The organism is Bacillus sp. FJAT-27245, assembly GCF_001273955.1.
Taxonomy (GTDB): Bacteria; Bacillota; Bacilli; order Bacillales; family Cytobacillaceae; genus Bacillus_D.
Map to the genome: position 1 here is coordinate 4,299,611 of NZ_LIGI01000001.1, position 24,796 is coordinate 4,324,406.

At 46.8% G+C, this 24,796-nt stretch carries 22 protein-coding genes; 6 read left to right on the forward strand and 16 right to left on the reverse strand.

All coding sequences use genetic code 11. The annotated features are described in order from the left end of the window. Positions 1-12: 12 nt before the first annotated feature. Positions 13-756 (forward strand): amino acid ABC transporter ATP-binding protein, encoded by a 744-nt coding sequence (locus ADU24_RS21010; protein WP_053368473.1) that lies wholly within the window; start codon positions 13-15, stop codon positions 754-756. Between the two features lie 271 nt (positions 757-1,027). Here the strand turns inward: ADU24_RS21010 and ADU24_RS21015 are convergent, their stop codons facing one another. From ADU24_RS21015 to ADU24_RS21040, 6 genes are all read right to left on the reverse strand, one after another. Further along, positions 1,028-2,233 carry an MFS transporter gene (locus ADU24_RS21015; protein ID WP_053368474.1) on the reverse strand — a complete coding sequence of 402 codons (1,206 nt, stop codon included), beginning with the start codon at positions 2,231-2,233 and terminating at the stop codon, positions 1,028-1,030. 283 nt (positions 2,234-2,516) lie between these two features. Further along, positions 2,517-3,224, reverse strand: coding sequence for an ABC transporter ATP-binding protein (locus tag ADU24_RS21020; protein ID WP_053368475.1), 708 nt, complete (start codon positions 3,222-3,224; stop codon positions 2,517-2,519). Continuing rightward, a complete protein-coding gene (locus ADU24_RS21025) occupies positions 3,224-4,003 on the reverse strand; it encodes an ABC transporter ATP-binding protein (protein ID WP_053368476.1) in 780 nt (259 codons plus the stop codon). The genes ADU24_RS21020 and ADU24_RS21025 overlap by 1 nt, the downstream gene beginning before the upstream one ends. Continuing rightward, entirely contained in the window at positions 3,978-4,949 is a 972-nt protein-coding gene (locus tag ADU24_RS21030) for a branched-chain amino acid ABC transporter permease (protein ID WP_053368477.1), read from the reverse strand. Before ADU24_RS21030 ends, ADU24_RS21025 begins: the two co-directional genes overlap by 26 nt. 11 nt (positions 4,950-4,960) lie before the next feature. Continuing rightward, positions 4,961-5,839, reverse strand: coding sequence for a branched-chain amino acid ABC transporter permease (locus ADU24_RS21035; protein ID WP_053368478.1), 879 nt, complete (start codon positions 5,837-5,839; stop codon positions 4,961-4,963). A gap of 143 nt (positions 5,840-5,982) precedes the next feature. Then, complete coding sequence (locus tag ADU24_RS21040) at positions 5,983-7,170, reverse strand: ABC transporter substrate-binding protein (protein WP_053368479.1); 1,188 nt, start codon at positions 7,168-7,170, stop codon at positions 5,983-5,985. 280 nt (positions 7,171-7,450) lie between these two features. On the opposite strand from ADU24_RS21040, the gene pepT reads away from it, so the two are divergent. Continuing rightward, on the forward strand, positions 7,451-8,683 hold the full coding sequence (gene pepT, locus ADU24_RS21045; RefSeq protein ID WP_053368480.1) for a peptidase T: 1,233 nt from the start codon (positions 7,451-7,453) through the stop codon (positions 8,681-8,683). Between the two features lie 81 nt (positions 8,684-8,764). On the opposite strand, the gene ADU24_RS21050 is transcribed toward pepT, so the two are convergent. The 7 genes from ADU24_RS21050 to ADU24_RS21080 form a co-directional block, all read right to left on the reverse strand. Beyond that, complete coding sequence (locus ADU24_RS21050) at positions 8,765-9,973, reverse strand: ABC transporter permease (RefSeq protein ID WP_053368481.1); 1,209 nt, start codon at positions 9,971-9,973, stop codon at positions 8,765-8,767. Next, a complete protein-coding gene (locus ADU24_RS21055) occupies positions 9,974-10,858 on the reverse strand; it encodes an ABC transporter ATP-binding protein (protein WP_053368482.1) in 885 nt (294 codons plus the stop codon). It abuts the gene before it with no gap. A 161-nt stretch (positions 10,859-11,019) separates the two neighbouring features. After that, positions 11,020-12,039: a LacI family DNA-binding transcriptional regulator gene (locus tag ADU24_RS21060; protein WP_053368483.1), complete on the reverse strand. Its 1,020-nt coding sequence runs from the start codon at positions 12,037-12,039 to the stop codon at positions 11,020-11,022. A 68-nt stretch (positions 12,040-12,107) separates the two neighbouring features. After that, a complete protein-coding gene (locus tag ADU24_RS21065) occupies positions 12,108-12,923 on the reverse strand; it encodes a carbohydrate ABC transporter permease (protein WP_053368484.1) in 816 nt (271 codons plus the stop codon). Then, positions 12,923-13,783, reverse strand: a complete 861-nt coding sequence (locus ADU24_RS21070; RefSeq protein WP_082307078.1) for a carbohydrate ABC transporter permease — start codon at positions 13,781-13,783, stop codon at positions 12,923-12,925. The genes ADU24_RS21065 and ADU24_RS21070 overlap by 1 nt, the downstream gene beginning before the upstream one ends. Before the next feature lie 250 nt (positions 13,784-14,033). Further along, the gene (locus tag ADU24_RS21075; protein ID WP_053368486.1) at positions 14,034-15,341 is read right to left on the reverse strand and encodes an ABC transporter substrate-binding protein; all 1,308 of its coding nucleotides are present in this window, start codon (positions 15,339-15,341) and stop codon (positions 14,034-14,036) included. A 292-nt stretch (positions 15,342-15,633) separates the two neighbouring features. After that, complete coding sequence (locus ADU24_RS21080; protein WP_053368487.1) at positions 15,634-15,963, reverse strand: MGMT family protein; 330 nt, start codon at positions 15,961-15,963, stop codon at positions 15,634-15,636. Between the two features lie 229 nt (positions 15,964-16,192). On the opposite strand from ADU24_RS21080, the gene ADU24_RS21085 reads away from it, so the two are divergent. From ADU24_RS21085 to ADU24_RS21095, 3 genes are all read left to right on the forward strand, one after another. Further along, positions 16,193-17,452, forward strand: a complete 1,260-nt coding sequence (locus tag ADU24_RS21085; protein ID WP_053368488.1) for a GGDEF domain-containing protein — start codon at positions 16,193-16,195, stop codon at positions 17,450-17,452. Positions 17,453-17,702: 250 nt separating this feature from the next. Next, positions 17,703-18,422, forward strand: a complete 720-nt coding sequence (locus tag ADU24_RS21090; protein ID WP_053368489.1) for a YebC/PmpR family DNA-binding transcriptional regulator — start codon at positions 17,703-17,705, stop codon at positions 18,420-18,422. A gap of 135 nt (positions 18,423-18,557) precedes the next feature. Next, on the forward strand, positions 18,558-20,237 hold the full coding sequence (locus ADU24_RS21095) for a hypothetical protein (protein ID WP_053368490.1): 1,680 nt from the start codon (positions 18,558-18,560) through the stop codon (positions 20,235-20,237). 236 nt (positions 20,238-20,473) lie between these two features. On the opposite strand, the gene ADU24_RS21100 is transcribed toward ADU24_RS21095, so the two are convergent. The 3 genes from ADU24_RS21100 to ADU24_RS21110 all read right to left on the reverse strand — a co-directional run bounded on the left by ADU24_RS21100 (position 20,474) and on the right by ADU24_RS21110 (position 23,247). Next, positions 20,474-20,977, reverse strand: a complete 504-nt coding sequence (locus tag ADU24_RS21100; protein WP_053368491.1) for a cupin domain-containing protein — start codon at positions 20,975-20,977, stop codon at positions 20,474-20,476. A gap of 40 nt (positions 20,978-21,017) precedes the next feature. Next, complete coding sequence (gene ypfJ, locus ADU24_RS21105; RefSeq protein ID WP_053368492.1) at positions 21,018-21,872, reverse strand: KPN_02809 family neutral zinc metallopeptidase; 855 nt, start codon at positions 21,870-21,872, stop codon at positions 21,018-21,020. A gap of 256 nt (positions 21,873-22,128) precedes the next feature. Further along, positions 22,129-23,247, reverse strand: coding sequence for an NAD(P)/FAD-dependent oxidoreductase (locus tag ADU24_RS21110; RefSeq protein WP_053368493.1), 1,119 nt, complete (start codon positions 23,245-23,247; stop codon positions 22,129-22,131). Between the two features lie 190 nt (positions 23,248-23,437). Between ADU24_RS21110 and ADU24_RS21115 the strand changes: the two genes are divergently transcribed. Continuing rightward, positions 23,438-24,772 (forward strand): S8 family serine peptidase, encoded by a 1,335-nt coding sequence (locus ADU24_RS21115; RefSeq protein WP_053368494.1) that lies wholly within the window; start codon positions 23,438-23,440, stop codon positions 24,770-24,772. The last annotated feature ends 24 nt before the right edge of the window (positions 24,773-24,796 follow it).

Here is a 24,796-nt window from a genome sequence, read left to right on the forward strand (position 1 = left end):
GAGGAATTACGAATGGAAACACGTGAAATGATAAGAGTTGAAAATTTAAATAAATCGTTCGGGGATTTGCATGTGTTAAAAGATGTTAATCTATCCGTCTATGAAAATGAAGTTGTTTGCCTTGTCGGCGCGAGCGGTTCCGGGAAAAGCACCCTGCTCCGCTGCCTTAATTTCCTTGAAAAAAAGGACAACGGAAAAATCATCCTGAATGGCCGGGAAGTTCTGCCCGAAACCCATGATATCAATGAAGTCCGCCAGCATGTCGGCATGGTGTTCCAGCACTTCAATCTTTTCCCGCATATGACTGTGCTTGAAAATATAATCGAAGCCCCAGTCCATGTGAAAAAAATTTCGAAGGAGGAAGCGGCAAACGATGCGCTCGAACTTCTCCGCAAGGTCGGGCTCGAAGACAAGGCAGATGTGTATCCGAGCAAGCTTTCAGGCGGGCAAAAACAGCGCGTCGCCATCGCCCGCGCCCTTGCCATGAAACCGGAAATCATGCTGTTCGATGAACCGACATCGGCCCTTGACCCGGAACTAGTCGGTGAGGTGCTCCAAACGATGAAGGAGCTTGCGGAGGATGGCATGACGATGGTTGTCGTTACCCACGAGATGGGCTTTGCACGTGAAGTCGCCGATTGGATGGTCTATATGGACGCCGGTGTCATCATTGAAAAAGGCCACCCCGATGAATTTTTCAGCAACCCGCAAGAAGAAAGAACCCGCGAATTCCTCAGTACGACGGGGTTGAAATAAGAGTCTGATCTGTTTGGTAATTGGTTTAATTGTGTATTAATTTTCAGCAGAAACAACCCCCATTGGAGCGGCATGCCGCTCGTCCAATGGGGTTTTTATTGGGATGGGAGGTTCGCCTGGGCTTTGCGTGGGAACTTAACTGGATTTTGGTCTTTGGTTGTCACTCATCCAGGTTTTCTGTGACAACCCGAGTTTTAACCAGTTTTCCCTAATGCCCAGACAACGAAAATGGCGCCCACATTCGAGGCGCCTTTCTCCAAGTAGAGCACATTTAATTAAGTTCGAGGTTCTTCGTTTCGCGTCCGAGGAAGAATACGGCTGCCGCACCTATTAAAATGGACACGGTGAAAATTGTGAATATCGCATGAATTGAGTACCCTTGCGCGGAAAGATACGGAACCAATAGCGGTCCCAGAATACCCCCTACCCTGCCAAACGAAGCGGCCATTCCTGTACCTGTACCCCTGACCGTTGTTGGATATTGTTCAGGTGAGTACGCGTAGAGCGCTCCCCATGCTCCGAGGTTGAAGAACGATAGGAATGCGCCAGCTGTAAGGAGAACCCAGAGTGTGTCGGTTGTGCCAAAGAAATACGCACTTGCCGCTGTTCCCGCCAGATAGACGACAAGGACGAATTTCCGGCCAATTTTTTCGATAAAATAAGCGGCTGTGAAATAACCCGGAAGCTGTGCCAAGGTCATAATCAATACATACTGGAAGCTTTTGATCATGCTGAAGCCCTTCATGATCATGACAGATGGAAGCCATAAAAACATTCCGTAATACGAAAAAACGACACAGAACCATAGAATCCAAAGCATGACAGTCGGGCGGAGGTATTTTCCCGACCACAGCGTTTTCACCCCTTCAAGCACCGATGGTTTCTTCTTTTCCTGAAGAGACACGTAACGGGGCGAATCCGGTAGGTTTATCCTTAGGTAAATGGCATAAAGCGCCGGGAGGGCTCCGAGGATAAGTGCTGTCTGCCATCCGAATTTCGGAATGATAAAATATGAAATGAGCGCTGCAATCAGCCAGCCAAATGCCCAAAAGCTTTCAAGCAATACAACAACCCGTCCACGCTTCTCCGCCGGAACACTCTCGGCAACAAGAGTTGATGCTACCGGTAGTTCACCGCCAAGGCCCATCCCAATCAGAAAACGCAGGATAAGAAAAATGGCCAGTGAAGTCGTCAAGGCTGATAGCCCACTGCCGACTGAAAATAATAAGAGTGTAATAATAAAGACGTTTTTCCGGCCAACCTTGTCAGCCATAAGGCCGAATAATAATGCCCCTACAGCCATCCCAATTGAGTTGATGCTGCCAATCCAGCCCATCTCTTTTGGCGTCAGGCCCCAATCAATTTTAAGCGCGGCGATGATGAACGAAAGCATCCCAACATCCATCGCGTCAAACATCCAGCCAAGCCCCGCGATTCCCAACAGCTTTTTCTCTGAAATTGTTTTTAGTTTTTTCATTATTTCCCCCTGCATTTGACATCAATTTTTATATTACCCATCTTCCACACTTTTCAGTTGGCCTGGTTTTTATTTTAAYAGGTGTCAAGACACTTATCACCATCTTTTTTAAAAAATATTTCCCAGGAAACAAAGTTCGCCTAAAAACGCCAAAAAACCACCCGCCCAAATTAGGACGGATGGTTTTGGACTGCGACTTCAATTGACGAACAATTACAATTGGCGCACGCAAATCTATAGATGATTGCAGTTTTATTAACCCTTAAGAACTTTAATTGAGATATTAATGCCCTCCAAGATACGCCATTTTTATTTGTTCGCTTTCATTTAGCTCCGCGGCGGTTCCCGAAAGGACAACCCGGCCGGTTTCGATCACATAGGCCCGGTTGGCGATTGACAGCGCCATATGGGCATTTTGTTCGACAAGGAGAATGGTTGTGCCAGCTTCGTTAATCTCGGTAATAATTCTAAAGATTGTTTTTACAAGAAGCGGTGCAAGGCCCATCGACGGCTCATCCAGAAGAAGGAGCCGCGGCCTCGCCATTAGGGCACGCCCCATGGCGAGCATTTGTTGTTCGCCCCCGGACAATGTCCCTGCCTGCTGTTTTTTCCGCTCCAACAGCCGCGGGAAGAGATCGTATACTTTTCCGAAATCCTCCTTGATGCCCGCTTTGTCCTTGCGGAGAAACGCGCCAAGCTCCAGGTTTTCTTCCACGGTCATATTGGAAAAAACACGGCGCCCCTCGGGGACATGGGAAATACCCTGTTTTACAATTGTCTGGGCAGCCTTACCCGCAATATTTCCTCCTTTAAAATCGATTTTGCCCTGCTTTGGCTTCAAGAGCCCCGAGATAGTTTTCAACAAGGTGCTTTTTCCGGCACCGTTCGCCCCAATTAGCGTAACAATCTCTCCTTCATTTATTTCAAGGGATACATCCTTCAATGCGTGAATATTTCCGTAGTATACATTAATTCCATCCACTCTCAGCATTACGAAACCTCCTCGCCCAAATACGCCTCGATTACCTTTGGATTATTCCTGATTTCTTCAGGTGTTCCTTGCGCAATCAGCTGTCCATGGTCAAGGACGTATATCCGTTCACAGACCCCCATCACAAGTCCCATGTCGTGCTCAATTAGAAGTACTGTCAGGTGGAAACGTTCCCTAATGAACGAAATCAGGCTCATAAGCTCCTTCGTTTCCTGTGGATTCATCCCAGCTGCCGGTTCATCGAGTAGCAGCAGTTTCGGGTTAGCCGCGAGAGCTCGGGCAATTTCAAGCCTCCGCTGCTGGCCATAAGGCAGGTTTTTCGCTTTTTCATCCCTGAATCGATCCAGCCCGAAAATTTTAAGGAACTCAATTGCCTTTTCATCCATTTCCCGCTCGCCTTCAAAAAATTTGGGGAGGCGGAAAATCGAGCTTGGTATCCCATGCTTCGCCAATGAATGGTAAGCGACTTTTACGTTGTCGATAACAGATAGCTCACCAAAAAGGCGGATATTCTGGAACGTCCGGCTGACGCCTTTTCTTGTTATTCGATAAGGAGGAAGCTTTTTCAGGCTGTCGCCATCGAGCCTTATCTCACCTTCAGTAGGAACGTAAACGCCGGTCAGCAAATTGAAAAAGGTTGTCTTCCCTGCACCGTTTGGACCAATCAGGCCTACCAGTTCTCCTTGGAACAGTTCCAGATTGACATCCCATACCGCTTTTAGGCCGCCAAAGCGGATTCCGGCATTTTCCACCTTAAGCAACGGAGTGCCCTGTGCCATCATGGTCCCCTCCCGCCTTTTTTGATTTTTTAAAGAATGAAGTAATTTCCCTTGTGCCCAATAGCCCTTGCGGACGGTAAAGCATCGTTAAAATGAGAATGATACTGTAAAAAATCATCCTCGTTTCCGGATAGGCCTGCAGGAATGTCGAAATAATCGTCAGCAGGATTGCGGCGATAACCGCTCCCGATAAGCTGCCCAGGCCTCCAAGAACAACGATGATTAAAATATCGAACGATTTCAGGAAACCGAAGTTGGACGGCTGGATGATGTAAAAGTTATGGGCAAAAATCGCGCCTGCAACTCCCGCGAAAAACGCGCCAATCGCGAAGGCGACAACCTTGTAGTATGTTGTATTAATGCCCATTGCATCTGCAGCCGTTTCATCTTCCCGGATTGAAATGCATGCCCTGCCATGGGTGGATTTCGTGAAATTGACAATGACAATTAGCGTAATGAGAACGCAGGCGAATGTCCATCCCCATGTACTTATATGCGTAACCTGCATGCCCCTCGCCCCGCCAACATAGTCGAAGTTTAAGAGGGCGATTCTGACAATCTCACCGAATCCGAGTGTCGCAATCGCGAGATAGTCCCCTTTTAGGCGAAGGCTCGGGATTCCAATGATCAGCCCGGCAACGGCTGCCGCAAGCCCGCCCACAATAATTGCAACGGCGAACGGCAACTCGAACATCATTGTCATGACTGCCGATGAATAGGCACCGACCGCCAGAAAACCAGCATGGCCGATTGAGAATTGGCCGGTAATCCCGATGATCAGGTGAAGGCTTGCTGCAAGCATGATGTTGATACCGATTGTTATTAAAGTATTAATATGGAATATATTTAAAATTCCTCCGGTAATCATCGCCTGGATTACTGAAAAAGCGACTAATGCCAGTACAATTGAGAGCCAGAAGCCTTTTCCGCGCTTAACGTATTTCATCTTGCTCCCTCCTATACTTTCTCTCTCACATTTTTTCCGAACAGTCCGGATGGGAGGAAAATGAGAATCAGGATAAGGACGATGAACGCCACCCCATCACGCCAGAGGGAGTAGCCAAGGGCACTGACCAATGCCTCTATCACCCCGAGCAGAAGCCCTCCCACCATTGCTCCCGGGATAATGCCAATTCCTCCCAGAACCGCCGCGACGAACGCTTTAAGGCCTGGAATAATGCCCATCAGCGGCTCGATTTTTGTATAATAAATCCCGAAAATTMCCCCTGCCGCACCAGCCAGGGCCGAGCCAATCGCAAACGTTGCTGAAATCGTATTGTTTACATTAATGCCCATCAGCCTTGCTGCATCGGCATCATGGGATACGGCTCGCATCGCTTTGCCGATTTTTGTTTTATGGACAATGAACTGAAGGATGATCATCAGGGCAACCGAAATCCCGAGGATAAAGAGAGATTGGCTGCTGACGTTCGCCCCAAAAAGATTAATCGTTTCTTTAGGAAGAACATCTGACGGATAGGCTTCCGGCTGTGCTCCCCGTACATAAATGACACTGTATTCAATAAGGAGGGATACGCCAATCGCCGTAATCAATGCCGCAATCCTTGTCGCGTTCCGGAGAGGCTTGTAGGCAATCCTCTCAATCAATACGCCGAATAAGGAACAAACGGCCATTGTAAGAATGAGTGCCGGAAAAAAAGATAGTTCAAGTACTGTAATCGAGTAAAAGCCGACAAAAGCCCCGACCATAAACACATCGCCATGGGCAAAATTAATCAGTTTTACAATTCCATATACCATTGTATAGCCAAGGGCAATCAGGGCATATATGCTCCCGAGTGATATTCCGTTTATCAACTGCTGTACAAATTCCATAATTATACTCCCCTTGAAAGGTACTGTTTTTGGTGTTCCTTATCGGGTTTCCTCCCTTTACCATTTTCCGGCCTTCTTTTATGAAAAAAGCCCCTTAACCCAAAATAGGGGGACAATGCCCCCTATTCAGCTTTTAAATTCGTTTATGGATTAACCTTCGTTTCGAAAGCCTGCTGGCCATTCTCATATTTCAGGATGGCTGCAGATTTTACAGGATTATGGTTTTCGTCCAGGGTAAGTGTACCCGATACAAGCTGAAGGTCTTTTGTTTCTTCAAGCGCCTTTTGGATTTTTTCCGAGTCGGCGCTGCCGGCGCGCTTAATTGCATCTGCCAGGAAATAGCCTGTGTCATAGCCCAGAGCCGCGAAGGCATCCGGTGATTTTCCTTTGTTTGCGCCCTTGAAAGCATCCACAAATTCCTGGATCTTTGCATCGGGATCCGCTGATGAGTAATGGTTTGTAATGAACGTGTTATTTAAGGCATCCGCACCGGCCAACTCAACCAGCTTTGGCGAATCCCAGCCGTCCCCGCCCATAATTGGCACATTCAGGCCTATTTCACGAGCCTGCTTGACGATCAGGCCAACCTCCTCATAGTAGCCAGGCAGGAAAATGAAGTCAGGGTTTTGTGATTTAATACGTGTCAATGTTGCCCTGAAATCGGTATCCTTGGCCAGGTAGGCAGCGTCTTCAAGCACTTCTCCGCCTTTCGCTTTAAAGGCATCCTTAAAGGCGGCAGCCAGGCCTTTCGAATAGTCGCTCGCGGTATCGATATAGACAACAGCTTTTTTGGATTGAAGCTTATCAGCAGCAAAATTTGCCGCAACAGTTCCCTGGAACGGGTCGATAAAGCATGTCCTGAATGCATAGGCGTTCAGCTTGCCGCCTTTGCTTGTTACATCCGGATTGGTTCCGGTAGGTGTAATAATCGGAACTTTGTTATCCTCTGCCAATTGGACTTGCGCAAGTGTATTTCCGCTTGTCGCCGCGCCGACAATTGCGGCAACCTTGTCCTGGCTGATTAGTTTAACCGCTCCTCCCGTCGCTTCTGAGGCATCTGACTTATTATCGAATTTTACAAGCTTGATTTTCTTGCCATCAATGCCTTCTTTGTTGATTTCTTTAACTGCCAGCTCAAGCCCTTCTGCAATCGATTGCCCATAGGAAGCCACGCCGCCCGAAAGCTCCAGGTTTACCCCGATCTTAATTGTTTCGCCGTCCTTCCCCTTACTGCTCGATCCGCTGCTTTCCTTTGTGCCGCCGCAGCCTGCCAAAGCCCCGGCAACCAAAGAAAGCGATAGAAAAATGCCTGCCAACTTCCTTTTCCTCATTTTAGTTCCCCCTTCTCTTTTTTAACCTTAACTACTTCGGAATCTGAAAATACTACTAATTCATAATAAAAGCAATATTCTGAAAACATTGTACATGATTCCACTACTTCCGTCTAGTACTTTAAAAGTTTTTTGCCATAGCTTTTTAGGTTTTACTTATCCTCTTTTTTCGACAAACGTCCATTAATTTATCCTCGTATACCTTTCATTTCCGTGTTTTGTATTATAATGGCATTACAATGGAAATGTTTTTCATTACATAATTAGGAGTTGATCCATTTTGAAATCTGAAATTATCGAACGTTTTATTTCCTATGCCCGGGTAAATACCCAATCGGATGAATCAAGCACATCCTGCCCGTCCACCACCGGCCAGCTGGATCTCGCCCGGATGCTCGTCAACGAACTGAATAAGATTGGGATGGAAGAAGTAACGATGGATGAAAACGGGTATGTCATGGCAACCCTGCCGGCCAATACGGACAAGGAAGTTCCGACTATCGGTTATCTCGCCCATCTTGATACCGCGACCGATTTTACCGGAAAGGGCGTTAACCCGCAAATCGTCGAGAACTATGATGGGAAAGACATTGTCTTGAACGAAAGCTTGAATGTTGTCATGAAAACAAGCGATTTTCCGCAGCTTTCCAATTACAATGGGCACACGTTGATTACAACGGACGGGACAACACTGCTCGGAGCCGACAATAAAGCTGGTATCGCGGAAATCATGACCGCTATGGACTTCCTTATTAAGAATCCGGACATCAAACACGGAAAAATCAGGGTTGCTTTTACTCCGGATGAAGAAATCGGTAGAGGCCCGCATAAATTTGACGTTGGCGCATTCCAGGCAAAATACGCCTATACAGTTGACGGCGGCCCTATTGGCGAGCTTGAATATGAAAGCTTTAATGCCGCTTCCGCAAAATTGACCTTTAAGGGATCGAACATCCACCCTGGAACCGCAAAGGGAAAGATGGTCAACTCCGCTAAGATTGCAATGGAATTCCACAGTATGCTGCCTGCTGAAGAAGCACCGGAATTTACGGAAGGCTATGAAGGCTTTTACCATCTGATTTCGTTTAACGGGGATGTCGAAGAAACAAAGGTTTACTATATTATCAGGGATTTTGACCGTACCAGCTTCGAGGCAAGGAAAGCAAAGATGCTGGAAATTGCCGATAGGCTGAGGAAAGTCCACGGGGAAGATGCCATTCAGCTTGACCTGAATGACCAGTACTACAATATGCGTGAAAAAATCGAACCGGTGATGGAAATTGTCGATATTGCCCATGAAGCGATGACAAGCCTCGGGATTACGCCGATCATCAAACCGATCAGGGGCGGAACGGACGGCTCGCAGCTATCCTATATGGGACTCCCGACGCCGAATATTTTTACCGGCGGCGAAAACTTCCATGGAAAATACGAGTTTATTTCTGTCGACAATATGCTGAAGGCAGTAGAAGTCATTGTTGGTATTGCCAGGCTGTTCGAGGAAAAGGCATAAGTTCAATAGGGCATAATGAGGCAGGGGACGCATCCCCTGCCTCACGTATTTTTACCATAGCATGCATCTCCAACACACTTCTTACATCTCGGCGTTTTTGGCCATTTTAACAATATCGGCAAGATTTGTTTTTCCGCTGTACCGCATGACTCCTTTTGCATAAATCCGATTTGCCACATAGCTTAACAGGACAATCGCTGCAAGCAATACTGCAATTGAAAGGCAAATCTCCATCACGCCAGCTTCCCCGAGGACTATCCGTGAGAAAACAACCATTGGCGAGAAAAACGGGATGTAGGAACTAACCAGGACAATTGTAGCGTTTGGATCGAGCATGGTTTTCATTCCAAGCAGGAAGGCTCCCATAAGCAAAATTGAGACTGGAAAAATGATTGAGCCGATGTCCTCCATTCTGCTGATAACCGATGTTATTGAGGCAAACAGCAGGGCATACACGAAATAGCCAAGAACAAAGAACAGGCTCAGGAATAAAAAGATTTTTGGATTCAGTACGGACAGATCAAGGGGCATTCCGAAAATCTCCAGTTCACCCGATGTCCACCCAAGCAGCTTCGCAGTCCCGTAAGCAAGAGCAACCATGCCGATTTGAAGCAGGCCCGACACCATCGCTGCAATGATTTTCGCGTACATCATTGTGATGGGGGTTACCTTCGTTATCATGATTTCCATGACCCTTGATGTCTTCTCACCGGCAATGCTCAACGAAACCGTATTGCCGAACATGATGATGAACATATACATGAGAAACAGGAAGAAATAAACGAGGCCGAGCGACTCTGTTTTCTTCAGAGCGATTTCATCAACCTTCACGGGCGTCAGCAACGCGCCTGCAACTGCGGGGTCGAGCTTATTCTCCGAAATGACTGTGTTAAGGTACTGCGGCTGCACGATGGAATTAATTAGCCCAAGGACCTGGTAATCGGCCATGCGGCGGAAATAATAGTCCACTTTAGGGGCATCGCCGCCTCCCGAAATAATGATTAAAGCATCGGCATTTCCATCCTTCACCTTCTTCTTGTACCCTTCAACCTTATCAATCCCGATTTCTTTCACATCGGCAAAATCCGCCTTAGCCCCGCTGGTGTCAAAAGAATAACCGTTGGACTGGTTGCTGACGTAAACGGTCATTTTTTCATCTTTTCCAAAGTAATGCGTGAAACCGAAATAGCCAAAGATGGCGGCGAATAATACAGTGGCGGTAATGATAAAACCCTTCCCGGATAAGCCTTCTTTTAAATGAAATCGCAACACTGCCAGAAATTTTTCCATTTAGCCCACCCTTTCGACGAAAATTTGATGGAGCGTCGGTTCAAGCAGGGAAAAGTTCTGGAGAGGGACGCCTACAGCCTCGGCCGCTTTCAGTATTTCCATCCCTTCCTTTTCGTTATGTACCTTCGCATTATAAACATGGCCATTTTGTTCAAACGGCATATGTAATTGCCTGAAAACCGGCTCAAGCGGGCCTGGGGACGTAATCCGTAAATTCTTGTATCCGTACTCATCCTTCACCGTTTGAAGCTTTCCGGAAACGACAATGTTTCCTTTTTTCATCATGCAGACGTTTTCGCAGAACATTTCGATTGATTCCATCCGGTGGCTTGAAAGGATAATCGTTTTCTCATGTTCGACAAGCTCTTCTATGACATTGCCAAGCATAGTGGCGTTGACAGGGTCGAGGCCGCTGAACGGCTCATCGAGGATGATAATTTCCGGATCATGAAGCAGCGTTGCGATAACCTGGATTTTTTGCTGGTTCCCTTTTGACAGCTCACTTGCGAGTTTGTTCTTATACTCGGTAATTTCGAACTTTTCCAGCCAATAATCGATTCGCTCATTTGCAAGCTTCCGGCTCATTCCCTCGAGCTGGCCAAAGTAGCGGAGCTGTTCAGCAATTTTTGTCTTCGGGTAGAGCCCCCTCTCCTCTGGAAGATAGCCGATTGACAGCTCCTCTCTGCGAAACGGACGCCCTTCCCAGAGAATTTCGCCCCTGTCAGGACGAACCAGCCCAAGCATCATTTTAATCGTGGTTGTCTTTCCAGCCCCATTTCTGCCAAGCAGGCCAAGAACCTGGCCTTTGGGTAGCTTGACGGAAATATTGTTTACAGCCACATTCTCGCCGTAGCATTTCGTTAGATTACGAATTTCCAAGCCCATTCTTTCCCCTCCTCCAAAATTTAAGCAGTTAATCTTTTAGATGGTTAACAAAGCTCTCATTACTATAATAATCTATTTATTTACTTTCAAGTGTTTTTTTACCACATAAAAAACGAAACCCGTCATCATTACGGGTTTCGTTTCGTAGCTGTTTATCTTTTTCAAATCACCGGTGCGCACGATTTCCGTTCAATGAGTTTGGCCGGAATGATAACCCCCTTCGGCTCCATTTCGGGGTTTTCAATCTTTTCTATTAAATATTGCGTAGCCTGATAGCCCAGGCGAATCGTGCCAATATCAATTGACGTCAACGGTGGGCTTGAATGCTCTGAAAGGGAAAGATTATTGAAGCTTGCGATCGAAATGTCGGCCGGCACCCTGATATTGTATGATTCAAGGCTGCCGATCATTTCATGTGCAAGCAGGTCATCGAGAGTGACGACCGCGGTCGGGCGGCTTTCAAGTTCCAACAGGGCCTTCACCGCGTCCTTCCCGTTCCCGGCTACCATTTCATTTGTGAATGTATAGTGCTCCATATAAGGAATCCCAGCCTCCGCCAAAGCTTCCCGGTACCCTTTTTGCCGGTCGATTGTCACTACGAAGTCGGGGTTCCCTCCCACAAAGGCGATTTTTGTATGGCCGAGGCTGATCAAGTATTCGGTCATCTGTTTCGTTATCCCGACATTGTCGTTGTCGACATACGTAATCGCATGATTGTTTTTGTATGGCCTCCCCACGACTGTAAAAGGAAATCCGCTTTCACGAAGATATTCCATCGTCCGATCCTTTATCCTGGAATAAAGCAGGATAATCCCATCTACCCGCCGGCCCATTACCATTGAAACAACCTCTTCGTGGATTTCAGCCTGCGTGGATCCTGTGGACAGGTAAATTCCATACTTTGCGGCATGGGCATGCTTGCTGATGCCTCTTAACACCTCCGGGAAGAAGGGGTTTTGAAAGGCTTTTTCCGCAGAGGCGGGCATAATCACCCCGATGGTCCTCGTGCTTTTGGCAGCAAGGCTCCTTGCCTGGAGATTTGGGTAATAGCCAAGCCGCTCCATTACTTCCTTCACACGCTGCTTCGTCTTTTCACTGATCCGGGGACTGTTGGCAATGACCCTTGATACGGTGGAAGGCGCCACATTTGCTTCTTTTGCAACCTCTTTTATCGTAACCATCCTGCTTCCTCCCGGTATACAAATGCAACTATTATCTTTTCTCTATTCCGTTAGTGTCCTGGCTGCTTTTACTTGACGGCACCTTCCGAAATCCCTTTTATGATTTGCTTTTGCGCAAAGAAATACGCAATGATGACCGGAATGATCCCAATCGTCAGGCCGGCAAGGGCAAGATGCCACTGCTTCGTGTATTCGCCGAAAAAGAAGAACATTTTCAGCGGGATCGTTTCCATGCCTTCCTGGTTAATGACAAGCGACGGAAGGAGATAATCATTCCAAATCCAAATCGTATTCAGGATGCCGACTGTTACCGTAATCGGCTTCAGCATCGGGAAAATAATGTACCAGAAAATCTGGAACTTATTCGCCCCGTCAATCGTGGCCGCTTCATCGAGTGATTTCGGAATTGAATTCAATGTTCCATGGTAAAGGAAAATCGACAGGCTCGCACCGAAACCGAGATACATAAACACAAGGCCGCTCCGGTTCAGCATATCCATCTTCCCGAAAATTGTAACGAGCGGAATCATAACGGATTGAAACGGAATGAGCATAGCTGCCACAAATATAAAGAAAATCGCGGTGCTGATCTTGCTTTTATTCCGCGAAAGGGCGTATGCCGCCATAGATGAAAACACAATGATGATGGCAACACTCGCAACCGTAATAATAAGAGAGTTCATGAATGTCTTCAGGAAGTCGAGCTGTGTAAAGGCAACACTGTAGTTTTCAAAACTGAATAGTTCAGGGAGCTTCAAAGTATCGGAGAAGATTTCCCTCTTTGTTTTAAAAGAATTGACAATCATCAGGTAAAAGGGTGATAGCCATAGTAGCCCAAGAAAGAGCCCAAGGATTTCAATTGGCAGCTTTTTTGTGCGCTTCATTACAACTCAACCTCCCTTTTCTTATTAATGTAAACCTGTGTCAACGAGATTATTGCCACGATCATGAAAAAGATAACCGCCTTGGCTTGCGCATAGGACATATTCAATTCAACAAACGCCGTTTTAAAAATTTCCATCGCAACCATCTGGGTTGAATTGTACGGTCCGCCCGCGGTAAGTGAAAGATTCTGGTCATATAGTTTGAACGTGTTGGATAGGGTTAGGAACACACTAACCGTGAAGGCCGGCGCAACAAGCGGGAAAACGATATAGCGAAGTCGCTGGAACGGGCTCGCGCCATCAATCTCTGCGGCTTCAAGAAGTTCATGCGGCACGCCTTCCAAATAGGCAATGTAGATGACCATAATATAGCCTGACATCTGCCAGCTCATCAGGATAACGAGCCCCCAGAAACCCGTTTCGGTAGTAGACAGCCACCCTTGCAGGCTCTCAACCCCCATCAGGCTGCCAATCCCATCAAACACTTTCATGAAAATAAACTGCCATATGAAACCAAGAATAAGTCCGCCAATCAGGTTTGGCATAAAGAAGATAGTTCTGAGAAAATTGCTGGACTTGATCCTGGAGGTAACGATAAGGGCAAGCGACAAACCGATCAGGTTAATCAGGATAATCGACACGACCGAAAACTTGACAGTAAACCAGAGGGCGGCCATGAACTTTTTATCACTGAATACATTGATATAATTTTCAAAACCAATGAAACCGCCTGTTTCAATACCGTTCCAATTTGTGAAAGAATAATAGATTCCAAGGCCAAGAGGCAAAATAACGACCATCGACAACGCCAATAGGACTGGAGCAAGAAAAAGCCAGTATGATAAATCCTTCGTGCGCAGCATGCATAACCCTCCACATCATTCGCTTCGTTCATAGTATATTTTCGCCAAATAATAGCAATGGAAGCTTCACTTTATTTAAAAACGGCGCCGAATGGACCAGCCGCATTGTTTTCAAATTCATAAATCATGGAAACGAATGGCCACCAGCAACAAAGGGGCTGACCCATAAGGTGTTTGCCTTATTGAATCAGACCCTTTGTCTCATGGCCGTGGTACGTATATTGTTTTATTCGCCGGATTGCGAACCTTATTTATTCCGTGCTTTTTCCCATGCTTCTTTGGACGTTTTCACAACATCGTCCCAGTTGGCCTTGCCACTGACATATTTCTGGATTTCGATACCAAGTGTATCCTGTCCCCAGCCTGTTGGGTAGCCCATGAAGGTCCAGCCAATCGTCTTGCCTTCCTCTGCATACTTATAGATATCCTTGGCAAGCGGATCTGAGATTTTAGAAGAATCATAGCCGCTATAGGCAGGAATGAATTTAAAATCGTTCAGGACTGTTTCTTTTCCTTCATCGGAAGTGTAGAGCCAGTCAAGGAATTTCTTCGCTTCTTTAATGGTCGCTTCATCCTTGTTGCTATTTACGCCCCAGTACATCGGAATGCCGACTGGAATGGAGTCTTCCTTGTAGCCTTCAACCGGGATTGGCAGGAGGCCGATGCCGTTATCGGCGAATTCCTGGTCGATGCCTGCAATTGAGCCGTATACCCAGTTACCCTGCTGGATCAACGCAACCTTTTGGAGCGAGAACAATTCTTCAACCTGTTTGGAATAGTCAAGGCTAACGACTGGTTGGGCAGAATACTCATTTTGAAGGTCAAGGACCTTTTTAAAGCTGTCGCCATACGTAAAATCAACATTCTTTGCTTCAAAAGCCTTCAATACGTTGCCGTCAAACTCACCTGCCAGGAATGCATTGGACAAATGAAGGCCTGTAACCCATGTTTCCTTTGCAGGAAGGGCGAATACTGCCTGAAGCCCAAGCTCTTTCTTTTTGCTGTCAAGCGTTTTCACGGCTTCTTCAAGTGCGGCAAAGCTCTTGATATCATCAGGATTGATGCCGGCCTTTTCGAAGATGGCTTTGTTATAGATTAATCCATAGCCTTCCTGGTTGTATGGAAGACCCATTACTTTGCCGTCCACTGTTACGCCATCAAGGGTTCCCTCAAGTGCTGCTTCGGCGGCTTTTGTGTCTGATAGGTCGGCAAGCTTGGATTTCCAGTCTTCAACATCCTGAGGGCCGCCGACATTGTAAATCGCAGGCTCCTTGCCTGATGCGAACTTGGACCTAAGCGCGGCACCATAGTCTTCACCGCCGCCGACTGTCGTGATATTAATTTTTACGCCTTTGTTTTCTTTTTCATATTTTTTCGCAACCGCTTCAAACTGGTCTTTAAACTCTACTTTAAACTGGAAAATATCAATTGAAACGTCTTTCTTTTTCGAATCACTATCCTTGGAACTGCTAGATGAAGAGGAACATCCCGCGAGGACAAGGCTGAACAAAAGGAAAATTGCCAATAGGCTTGAAAAAAGCTTTTTCTGTTTCATAACGAACCCCCGTTAATTAAGTGTTAAGCACGCGAAAATAGATTTTTTACACAACATTTCAAAATGGCCGCCCCAAAAGCCGAAACGGCAGGTACCAGTGCACCTTTTGTGAAATCGTTTGCACTAAAGCGTTAAAAAAAAAGCGCTGTCAAGCGAAATACCAATGTTTAGCTGCACTATCCCTCCCTTTTCTATTTCGAGAAAGCGTTTGCACATATTTGCCCATTCATCGTATCACGTCTGCCATACACGTGGCAATCTTTTTATTTTCAAAATTTAACAAATGCCTTTGTCACGGTTCCCAAAAGCCATCGATTGGTTCGGGCTGATGGCCGTTAGATTCCAGATTGACCTTGTTTCCGGCTACTTCGATCCCTTCCGATTCAAGCAGAATAATTTGCTGAAAACGCGTCTCTTCATCCTGGATGGCAATCTCGCCCCGAGCGTTTACAACCCGATGCCATGGAAGGCTGTATTTTCCGCTCATCGAATGGAGAATCCGGACAACCTGCCTCGCAGCCCTTGGACTCCCCGCAAGCCTGGCGATTTGTCCATAAGTCATTACTTTTCCAGGTGGAATGGCACGGATTATCTCAATCGTTCTTTCAGTGAATGGTTTCATTTCTTTGCCCGCTTTCTTTTGGCTAGTATTATTGTTATATATTGAACTTTATCATTTTTAATGGATAGTCTGCCTTCTTCTAATCTTCTCATTGACATATTCATCAACGGCATTGAAAATATTACCATATAGTGAAAATATTTCTGATTACTCTAAAAATAAACCTGCAAACGATAACAACTTTAAAGTATTATTATTGGTATAGGATTGGGAAGGGGCAGCAATTTCAATGTGGAGAACAAGAATATTTGATTTTCTATTGTTTTTTTCCGCACTGGCGATAGCCGTGCATACGCGGAGCCTGGATGTTCAAGTAGATCTGTATATGAAAGCATTGTTTTTGTTTTGGGCTTTTTCGACCCTTTACCATCGTTTGCGTGTTGTCAAAAAAACCGGCAATACGACAGTTGACTATGGAATCAGCTACAGCCTGTCATTTGGAATTTTTGCCGGGCCGCTTGGGCTGTTCATCTTTGAAACAATATACCGGTTTACAGTTTATGTGAATCGGAAACGGACAAAGACAGCAGATCCGGAAGAATTTTGGGATACGTTCTATAACATAGGATCATTTTCGCTTGCCTATTCCGCTGCCTACTATTTGTATTATCTGTTGATTCCAATTTTTGAGCCACTGCCATTTGGCTTTTGGATATTGTTGTTTTTACTCGTATTTGTTACTTCATTTTTGATAGATACCTTTCTGATTACCATATTCTTTATGCTCGGTGATGTAAAAACCTTCGGGGATGCTTATGATTTTTATAAAAGCAGGAGCCTGACCGATATGGGGAAGACAGCGTTAACGAATGGGCTATTGCTTCTTTTCATCCATGACGCTGAATGGGCAACGCTCCTTGCCCTGTTCTTATTGAATTACCTTGTCAGCCTATCCTTCTACTCAAAATCCCAAAGCATACAGGATAAATATGAGCGGGACAAATTTGAGCAGATGGCGTATACAGACTATCTGACAGGCATCAATAACAGGGCCTATATGGACAAGAAGATGACGGAACTGAGCCAGACTGAGGAGTTTATCGGCATTGTCGTCGCCGATATCGACAAGTTCAAGAGTATCAACGATAATTACAACCACTCCGTCGGCGACCAGGTCATCCGGCATTTTGCCAAACAGCTGAAAAGCTATCTGAATGTTAACGACAGCCTATTCCGGAGCGGCGGCGAAGAATTCACACTGTTCCTTAGAAACAGGAATTACTCTCAATGTGTCGATTTGGTCGAAAGGATACTGCGAGGGGTAGAAAACAGCATTGTTGAAGTCGAATTCCATTCAAAGACGGTTCCTATCTCCTATACATCGTCTTTCGGGCTCTATTTTTATAAAATTTCAGCACAGGTCCCCCTCGAAAAAGGGTATATTCTTGCCGACCAGCTGCTGCTTGAATCCAAGCAGGATGGCCGAAACAGGATAACAGCGGAAAATGGCTGCGCCAATGCCGGCAAGCTTGTCCTCGTTAACAATTGAAGGGTGACGTTAAACGCTGATTGGAATCCGAATCAGCGTTTTCCAACCTTTTTCCCATGGGCAACAGTCTTATATCCTTGGCATTGTTCACTAATTTTGCATTTTATTTTTTTCCTAAAATTGTTGTATAATAATTCGTGGTGATTTTTTCAGTTTCTGTTCTGGGTTGAAAATATAGCAACAAGGGTAGTAATTTTGGTAATGCATCCATTATCCCAAGGAGATTTATAGGAAAGAGAGTGTGTTCATAATGGGCCGCAAATGGAATAACATCAAGGAGAAAAAGGCATCCAAGGATGCGAATACAAGCAGGATTTACGCAAAGTTTGGCCGCGAGATTTATGTAGCTGCCAAGCAGGGCGAGCCGGATCCCGAATCGAACCAGGCACTCAAGGTCGTCCTCGAGCGGGCAAAAACATACAATGTGCCCAAGGCCATTGTTGATCGTGCAATCGAGAAGGCAAAAGGCGGTTCCGATGAGAACTATAGTGAACTGCGCTACGAAGGCTTTGGGCCAAACGGGTCAATGGTCATTGTCGATGCCCTTACAAACAATGTGAACCGGACCGCTTCGGAAGTCCGCGCGGCGTTTGGCAAAAACGGCGGAAATATGGGGGTCAGCGGATCTGTTGCCTATATGTTCGATGCGACAGCCGTTTTCGGGGTCGAAGGAAAAACGGCCGATGAAGTTCTCGAACTATTGATGGAAGCAGACCTTGACGTCCGGGACATCCTTGAAGAAGATGATGCGGTCATCGTCTATGCGGAACCGGATCAATTCCATGCCGTTCAGGAAGCGTTCAAAAATGCGGGAATTACCGAGTTTACAGTAGCGGAATTGACAATGCTGGCGCAAAACGATGTAACCCTCCCTGCCGATGCGCAAGCGAAATTTGAAAAAATGATTGATGCGCTTGACGACCTGGAGGACGTCCGGCAGGTGTATCATAATGTTGATTTGGGAGAATAGGCAATCCATTCCTTTATACAGGCTTTCCGGTTAGGAAGGCCTGTTTTTTGTTGGCAGCGGTGAATCTTTTTGCCGCTGCCAACGTATTTCTTAAATACGGGCGCCCTAGTTTCGCGGCCGGGAAGGAGAAGTTTTATGGGAAATATTTATCTATTTTCATTGATTGCAGGGTTGCTGATGGCTCTTTTAATCGTTCCCTTTTACGGGCAACCAGGCCCGAAAAGGAAAAGTGAAAAATCAGGCCTTGCCCCGCACATTGTACTGGCAGTCCTGCTCATTGTATTGGTTTTTACATTGTATTATCTATTAAATATCGACAGGAACCTTACTTCCCTATGGTTTCTCATTCTTGTTTCTTCCGCTGTCGGAGCCTTGTTCTCGACGGGAAAGGAACAAATAGTTAAAGCATTGCTTTTTTTGGGGAGCCTTGTATTCTGTCTCTACCTGTTGACGGCGTTCCTCTTTAACGCAAATGAAAAGTTTGAAACGGCAAAAATGGACCAGCGGACGGAAATCAAAACATTTGATGAGACGAAAACGCCGGCGAGCGTTCCACCCCAATTTGCCCGCAATAAGATGAGAAAGGCATTCGGGCAGGTTCCGAACACAAGCTATTACGAGTTGGGCAGACTGCAAATCCAAAAGGTGAAGGGCGAATATGTGTATATTGCGCCCGTCGAATTTTCCGGAATCTTCAAATGGTGGAACGGCAAGACGACGCCTGGCTATTTTACGCTGAGCGCCACCGACTCGACAGCAAATCCGAAGTTTGTGAAATCAGAAATGGCTTACACCCCGTCCTCCTACTTCGGAAAAAACATTGAGCGCCGTATCCGGATGCAGTATCCGAAATCGATTTTTTACGGCGACGTCCAGTTGGAAGTGGATGAAAGCGGAAAGCCATTCTATATCCGTTCTTACGGAAACTTCATTTCAGCAAGGAACGGCTTTGATGTTAAAGGGATTGTAATGGTCGACCCGTTAAGCGGGCAGACGGAGGAATATGCCCTGAATGAAATCCCCAATTTCATAGACGGAGCGGTTTCTCCAGAGGTCGTGAGCCTGCAGAACAGTTATTTCGGTAATTATATCCACGGCTTCTGGAACAGCGTATTCGGGAAAAAGGATGTGAAGCTGCCTTCGGATGAAGGGACAGAGGCGAACGTTACGCCAATTTTCGATGAAAAAGGCACGATGTACTATTTTACCGACTTCACAAGCCCTAAGGAAGGCGTCGACTCGATGCTCGGCTATTCCCTAACGGACTCAAGGACGGGTAAAGCAACCTATTACACCGGCAACCTCGAAGAATCGTATATGGATTCCGAAGGCGCATTGCAAATCATCGAGAAGAAATTCATTGAAAAGAAATGGAAAGGCAAAATGCCGGTCCTCTACAACTTCTATGGGGAAGCAAGCTGGCTGACGCCAGTCCTTGATTCTAACGGCTTTTTGCAAAATTACTTTATCGTCTCGGCGGCAAATCCTGAAACATCGGTATACGGAACGACTCCGAACGATGCCCTCCGGCAATATAAGCTTGCCCTTCAGCGAGGAGGTGGAGGGCTTGACGGCAGGTCGGAAGCCGAGGAGAAACAGGTAAGCGGAACCGTCCTTCGCGTATATAAGGAAAAGTCCGGCGATTATACAGCCGTTTCCTTCCTGCTCGACAATAAGCAGAGCTATATTATCTCTTCGGAACGCGAACCATTGGCGATTTACCTGAAGGAAGGCGACAAGGTACAGCTAACCTACCAGGATACAGGGGAAGGTTTCCTCCCCGTCGTGCAGGTTAGAATAGAGGGTTTGAATTAACGAAAAAACACGATGAGCGAATCAAGGCTCATCGTGTTTTTTCGTATGTCGTGTTTCTCAATGGTCCTTCACGACAAAGAATGGGTTTAACAAATGTGCTGATGCGGGACCTATGGGCATTCCTTTGGGGAACTAGTAGATATATTAGTGATCGAACAGCTGGGGGCACCACCTCATTCGGGCACTAAAGAAGGATAAACCACTTCTAAAAAGAGCTTTTTCAATTAGTCCTTCCCTCATTTTACCCATTTCCGGAGAAGCGGCCCTGTATCACCGTAAACCGGATCTTTTTCAGGAACCGGGACATTCCGGATTTCCTGGAGTGCCTGGGCGCGGCCAGCCGGATCCTTCTCCTTCATATTCGGGCTCGCCCCTTCTGGATAAGCTCCAACTACCTCAAAGTCTTCGCTGCCTTCAATCAGCTTATGGCCGGTTCCCGCTGGCAGGAGGATAACATCTCCGGCCTTCAGATCGACCCGTTCACCCGCATCGCCGCCCAGGAGGACGGTTGCCTGTCCGGATTTAACTCCAAGCACCTCATGCGTGTTGCTATGGTAATGATGATAGTCGAAGATGCCGCCTGACCAGCTGCCAGTCCATTTATGACGGTTGAATGTTTCCTCTATTCCATTTGGATTGTCGTTAAAGACACCTTGATAAACAATTACTGGCAAGTCAGGATTGTTTGGGATTTGTCCATCGTCTTTCAGGAAAAAAGATTGTTCATTTGTTGTTGCCAAAATGAAACTCCCCTTTCTCTAAAATGATTCCCTAAGACCCTTACAGATTCTTGGCGTTGAAGGTGTCCCCTCCTTCAATCGTACCCGTCTTGAAGCCTTTGTAAAACCAGCGCTTCCTCTGCTCGGATGTTCCGTGTGTAAAGCTTTCAGGTACGACATAACCCCGAGCCCTTTTCTGGATCGTGTCATCACCAACAGCAGTAGCCGCATTGAGTGCTTCCTCCAGGTCCCCCTCCTCAAGAAGATTCATGTTCTGGGCCCTGTTTGCCCAGACGCCGGCGAAGTAATCCGCCTGTAATTCCATACGGACCTGATATTTATTGTATTCCGTCTCGCTAAGCCTCTGCCGGAGCGACGCCATTTTTTCCGATGTCCCCAATAATGTCTGGACATGGTGCCCAACCTCGTGGGCAATCACATACGCCATCGCAAAATCGCCCGGCGCCTGGAACTTGTCCTGGAGTTCCTTGTAAAAACTTAGGTCAATATACAGCTTTTCATCACCTGGACAATAGAATGGCCCGACTGCCGATCCCGCCACGCCACAGGCAGACTGGACAGTTCCCGAATACAAAACAAGCGTCGGCTCCCTGTATTCCATGCCTTCCTCTTTGAAAATTTCCGTCCAGACCTGTTCCGTGTCAGCCAAAACGACGGAAACGAACTGTGCGAGCTCTTTTTCTTCTGCGGTTTCCTGGTATGGCGGCGGGGATTCAAGCCCCGTCCCGCTTCCACCTAGGTTATTGAGCACGTCTCCTATATTGCCGCCGCCAAGAAACGTCATAATCAAAACAAGGATAATCCCGCCAATTCCCCCGCCCATGAGCATACCGCCTCCGCCCATGCCTCTTCTATCTTCAACATTTGAACTTCCCTGTCTACCTTTCCATTGCATAGGTTGTTCCTCCTCGGAGTATTTAAAGTGAGCAACAGTCATTTCTACCCTTTTACCCCGATATGATTTTTTTAAAATCAATTTCATTTGGGATTATTTTCTCAAATCACCCCCTGTTGTTCGTTATAAAAAAACGACCCCAAATCTCTCATTGAGATATACATAAGTTTTTATTATACATAAGTAACAATTCAACCACATAATACTTATAAATTGGATTTAAAAAAGCATGGGCCATCTCCGGCCCATGCTTCCTTTAATATCCAATTATCCCGCCAATATCATAAAGGTTCAAATCAATATCAACTTCCAGCCCAAGTGCCATCTTAGCAAGCTGCCCTCCTAGAAACGGCCCGACAGTCAGCCCCGATGCCCCGAGCCCGTTTGCAAAAAGCAGATTCCCATATCCAGGAATTTCACCGATAACTGGAAGGAAGCCCGGTGTGTATGGCCTGTATCCGACCCGGGCTTCCACAAACTCAGCGTCCATTAGCCTCGGCGCGGTAGCCAAGGCCTTATTGAGCACTTCATGCAGCCCGCCCGCGGTCACCCTCATGTCAAAATTCTTGTCTTCTTCGTGTGTTGTCCCGATGACAATTTTGCCGCCATCGAATGCAAGGATATATTGATCGCTCGGAGGCATTACGACAGGCCATTCACCTGTCTCCTTTCCGTCAATACGCAAATGGACAATCTGGCCTTTTTGGGCTGAAAGCTTCAAATTGATTCCCAATGGTTCCAATAGTTCTCCCGCCCACGCACCGGCTGCCACAATGACGGTATCAGCTTTATAGTACATTTCATCTGCCGTCACACCCGTGACTGAATTCCCGGAAAACTCAAGCCTTGCCGAACCTTCGATAACCTTAGCGCCATGCTTTACGGCAGCATGGATCAGTGCATTTCTTAACGCTCGCCCGTCAACGCGGGCCGCACCGCCAACATGAACCGAAGCAAATTCATCCGAAACAGGCGGAAACAGCCGTGCGGCCTGCCCCGATTCAAGCTGGCGGATTTCACCTATCTCAGGCGCATCCTCCCTCCTGGCAAGCGCCCGCTCTTCCATTTTCGCAAGCTTATCCGTGTCAGTATGCAGGCTCAAAGCGCCAACCCGCGCATAACCGGTTTCTGTTTCGCCATCCTCTTCAAGCTGCCGTATGAGAGAGGAATAATAGGCCGCTCCACCCTTCGCAAGCGCATACCATGCTTTGTTCCGTCGCTGGGACAGCCATGGACAGATAATCCCAGCCGCCGCATCGGTTGCCTGGCCGGGATCATGCCGGTCAATGACTGTTACATCGGCGCCAGCCTTTGCGAGATGGTAGGCAGTCGACGCTCCCAGGACGCCGGCTCCAATTACAATGATTTTTTTCATCAAGATACACTCTTTTCATATGTATTCACGGTTTTATTCTACCCAAGATTACTTTCTTCCTCAAAGACTTGGAAATTCAAGCACCAAACCTTTTCGCCAAAAAAAATTTTCCCAACCTCAATTATGTTTGCTAACTAACTTGCTGGATAAACAGAGAAGGTAAGAATTTCAAATCATTTAGGGGGTCCTTATGAAAAAGTTCAAATTCCTTGTCCTGCTAGTTTTGCTTTTCACCCTGTTGAGCCCAACCTTTTTATCCCAGCCTAAAGCACTTGGCCTTACTGCCGAAGTAAGTCCTGCCATTGCAAAACTGCTAAACTCTACTTTATCGGACAATGATGCGGAAGCAATCATTACCTACAAAAAGGCTCCAGCCCTCTCGGACATCCAGCTTTTAAAGTCTCTGGGCTTTGAAACAAAAACATTCGAAAACCTGCCAATGGTCGCCGTAAAAGGGAAAATAGCAGCCCTGTCAGGCCTCCTTCTCTCATCCACGAACATTCTCTCAGTCTATGAAAACAAGGAGCTTCAGTACTTCCTTCGCGACAGCCGCCAGCTGATTGGCGCTGAATCGGTTTGGAACGACCTTGGCTATACCGGGAAGGGGGTCACCATCGCCGTTATTGACAGCGGCATTGATGCAACTCACCAAGATTTGCAATTCGGTGAAAAAGTTGTTCAGAACGTTAAATTTGTTGTCGGTAATCTATTTGGCAATTCACCGCTTTACCTTGAGAACGTTGTTAATACAGATACCTCTTCGGGACATGGGACACATGTAGCCGGAACGATTGCTGGCAGCGGTAAGGCGAGCACCGGCCTGTATAAAGGCGTGGCGCCAGATGCAAAGCTCGTCGGCCTGGGGGTAGGTGAAGGAATCAACATCTTGTGGTCGCTTGAAGCGTTTGATTATGCTATCAAGAATAAAGACAAGTATGGAATTGATGTTATCAGCAACAGCTGGGGCACAACTGGTAACTACTCACCGAACGACCCAATCAACGTAGCTTCGAAAACCGCCCACGATGCAGGGATGACAGTTGTTTTCGCAGCGGGCAATGAAGGCCCAGGCGATAATACGTTGAACCCTTATTCGGCACCGCCATGGGTAATTAGTGTTGCTGCCGGCACAAAGGATAAGCGGCTGGCTGATTTCTCATCCCGCGGTGTGGAAGGTGATGCGTTCCTTCATCCTGACATTACTGCTCCCGGAGTGGACATCGTTGCCGCCAGGTCTTCTACAGGCCTCGTCATGAATGTGCTCGGAACGACAACGGACATTTCGTATATTGACCCTGAGCATTTGCTCTTCTATACAACATCAAGCGGCACAAGCATGGCGGCTCCGCATATTTCCGGGGTCGTTGCCCTTATGAAGGAAGCAAAGCCGGATCTTACTCCGGAAGAGGCGCTGGAGTTTATGGTTCAAACCGCGGAGCCGATGCCTGCTTACCAATACCACGAAGTTGGCGCGGGCTATGTAAACGCCTATGAAGCTGTGAAAAAAGCTTCTTCTGTACAGTAAAATGAAAAAGAACCCCGCCTGCTT

Coding starts and splice junctions, on each gene's coding strand:
- ADU24_RS21115 (WP_053368494.1), top strand. CDS start 23,438: ATGAAAAAGTTCAAATTCCTTGTCCTGCTAGTTTTGCTTTTCACCCTG.
- ADU24_RS21095 (WP_053368490.1), top strand. CDS start 18,558: ATGGGAAATATTTATCTATTTTCATTGATTGCAGGGTTGCTGATGGCT.
- ADU24_RS21060 (WP_053368483.1), bottom strand. CDS start 12,039: ATGGTTACGATAAAAGAGGTTGCAAAAGAAGCAAATGTGGCGCCTTCC.
- ADU24_RS21050 (WP_053368481.1), bottom strand. CDS start 9,973: ATGGAAAAATTTCTGGCAGTGTTGCGATTTCATTTAAAAGAAGGCTTA.
- ADU24_RS21015 (WP_053368474.1), bottom strand. CDS start 2,233: ATGAAAAAACTAAAAACAATTTCAGAGAAAAAGCTGTTGGGAATCGCG.
- ADU24_RS21010 (WP_053368473.1), top strand. CDS start 13: ATGGAAACACGTGAAATGATAAGAGTTGAAAATTTAAATAAATCGTTC.
- ADU24_RS21090 (WP_053368489.1), top strand. CDS start 17,703: ATGGGCCGCAAATGGAATAACATCAAGGAGAAAAAGGCATCCAAGGAT.
- ADU24_RS21110 (WP_053368493.1), bottom strand. CDS start 23,247: ATGAAAAAAATCATTGTAATTGGAGCCGGCGTCCTGGGAGCGTCGACT.
- ADU24_RS21020 (WP_053368475.1), bottom strand. CDS start 3,224: ATGCTGAGAGTGGATGGAATTAATGTATACTACGGAAATATTCACGCA.
- ADU24_RS21055 (WP_053368482.1), bottom strand. CDS start 10,858: ATGGGCTTGGAAATTCGTAATCTAACGAAATGCTACGGCGAGAATGTG.
- ADU24_RS21025 (WP_053368476.1), bottom strand. CDS start 4,003: ATGGCACAGGGCACTCCGTTGCTTAAGGTGGAAAATGCCGGAATCCGC.
- ADU24_RS21080 (WP_053368487.1), bottom strand. CDS start 15,963: ATGAAACCATTCACTGAAAGAACGATTGAGATAATCCGTGCCATTCCA.
- ADU24_RS21030 (WP_053368477.1), bottom strand. CDS start 4,949: ATGAAATACGTTAAGCGCGGAAAAGGCTTCTGGCTCTCAATTGTACTG.
- ADU24_RS21040 (WP_053368479.1), bottom strand. CDS start 7,170: ATGAGGAAAAGGAAGTTGGCAGGCATTTTTCTATCGCTTTCTTTGGTT.
- ADU24_RS21075 (WP_053368486.1), bottom strand. CDS start 15,341: ATGAAACAGAAAAAGCTTTTTTCAAGCCTATTGGCAATTTTCCTTTTG.
- ADU24_RS21085 (WP_053368488.1), top strand. CDS start 16,193: ATGTGGAGAACAAGAATATTTGATTTTCTATTGTTTTTTTCCGCACTG.
- ypfJ (WP_053368492.1), bottom strand. CDS start 21,872: ATGCAATGGAAAGGTAGACAGGGAAGTTCAAATGTTGAAGATAGAAGA.
- ADU24_RS21065 (WP_053368484.1), bottom strand. CDS start 12,923: ATGAAGCGCACAAAAAAGCTGCCAATTGAAATCCTTGGGCTCTTTCTT.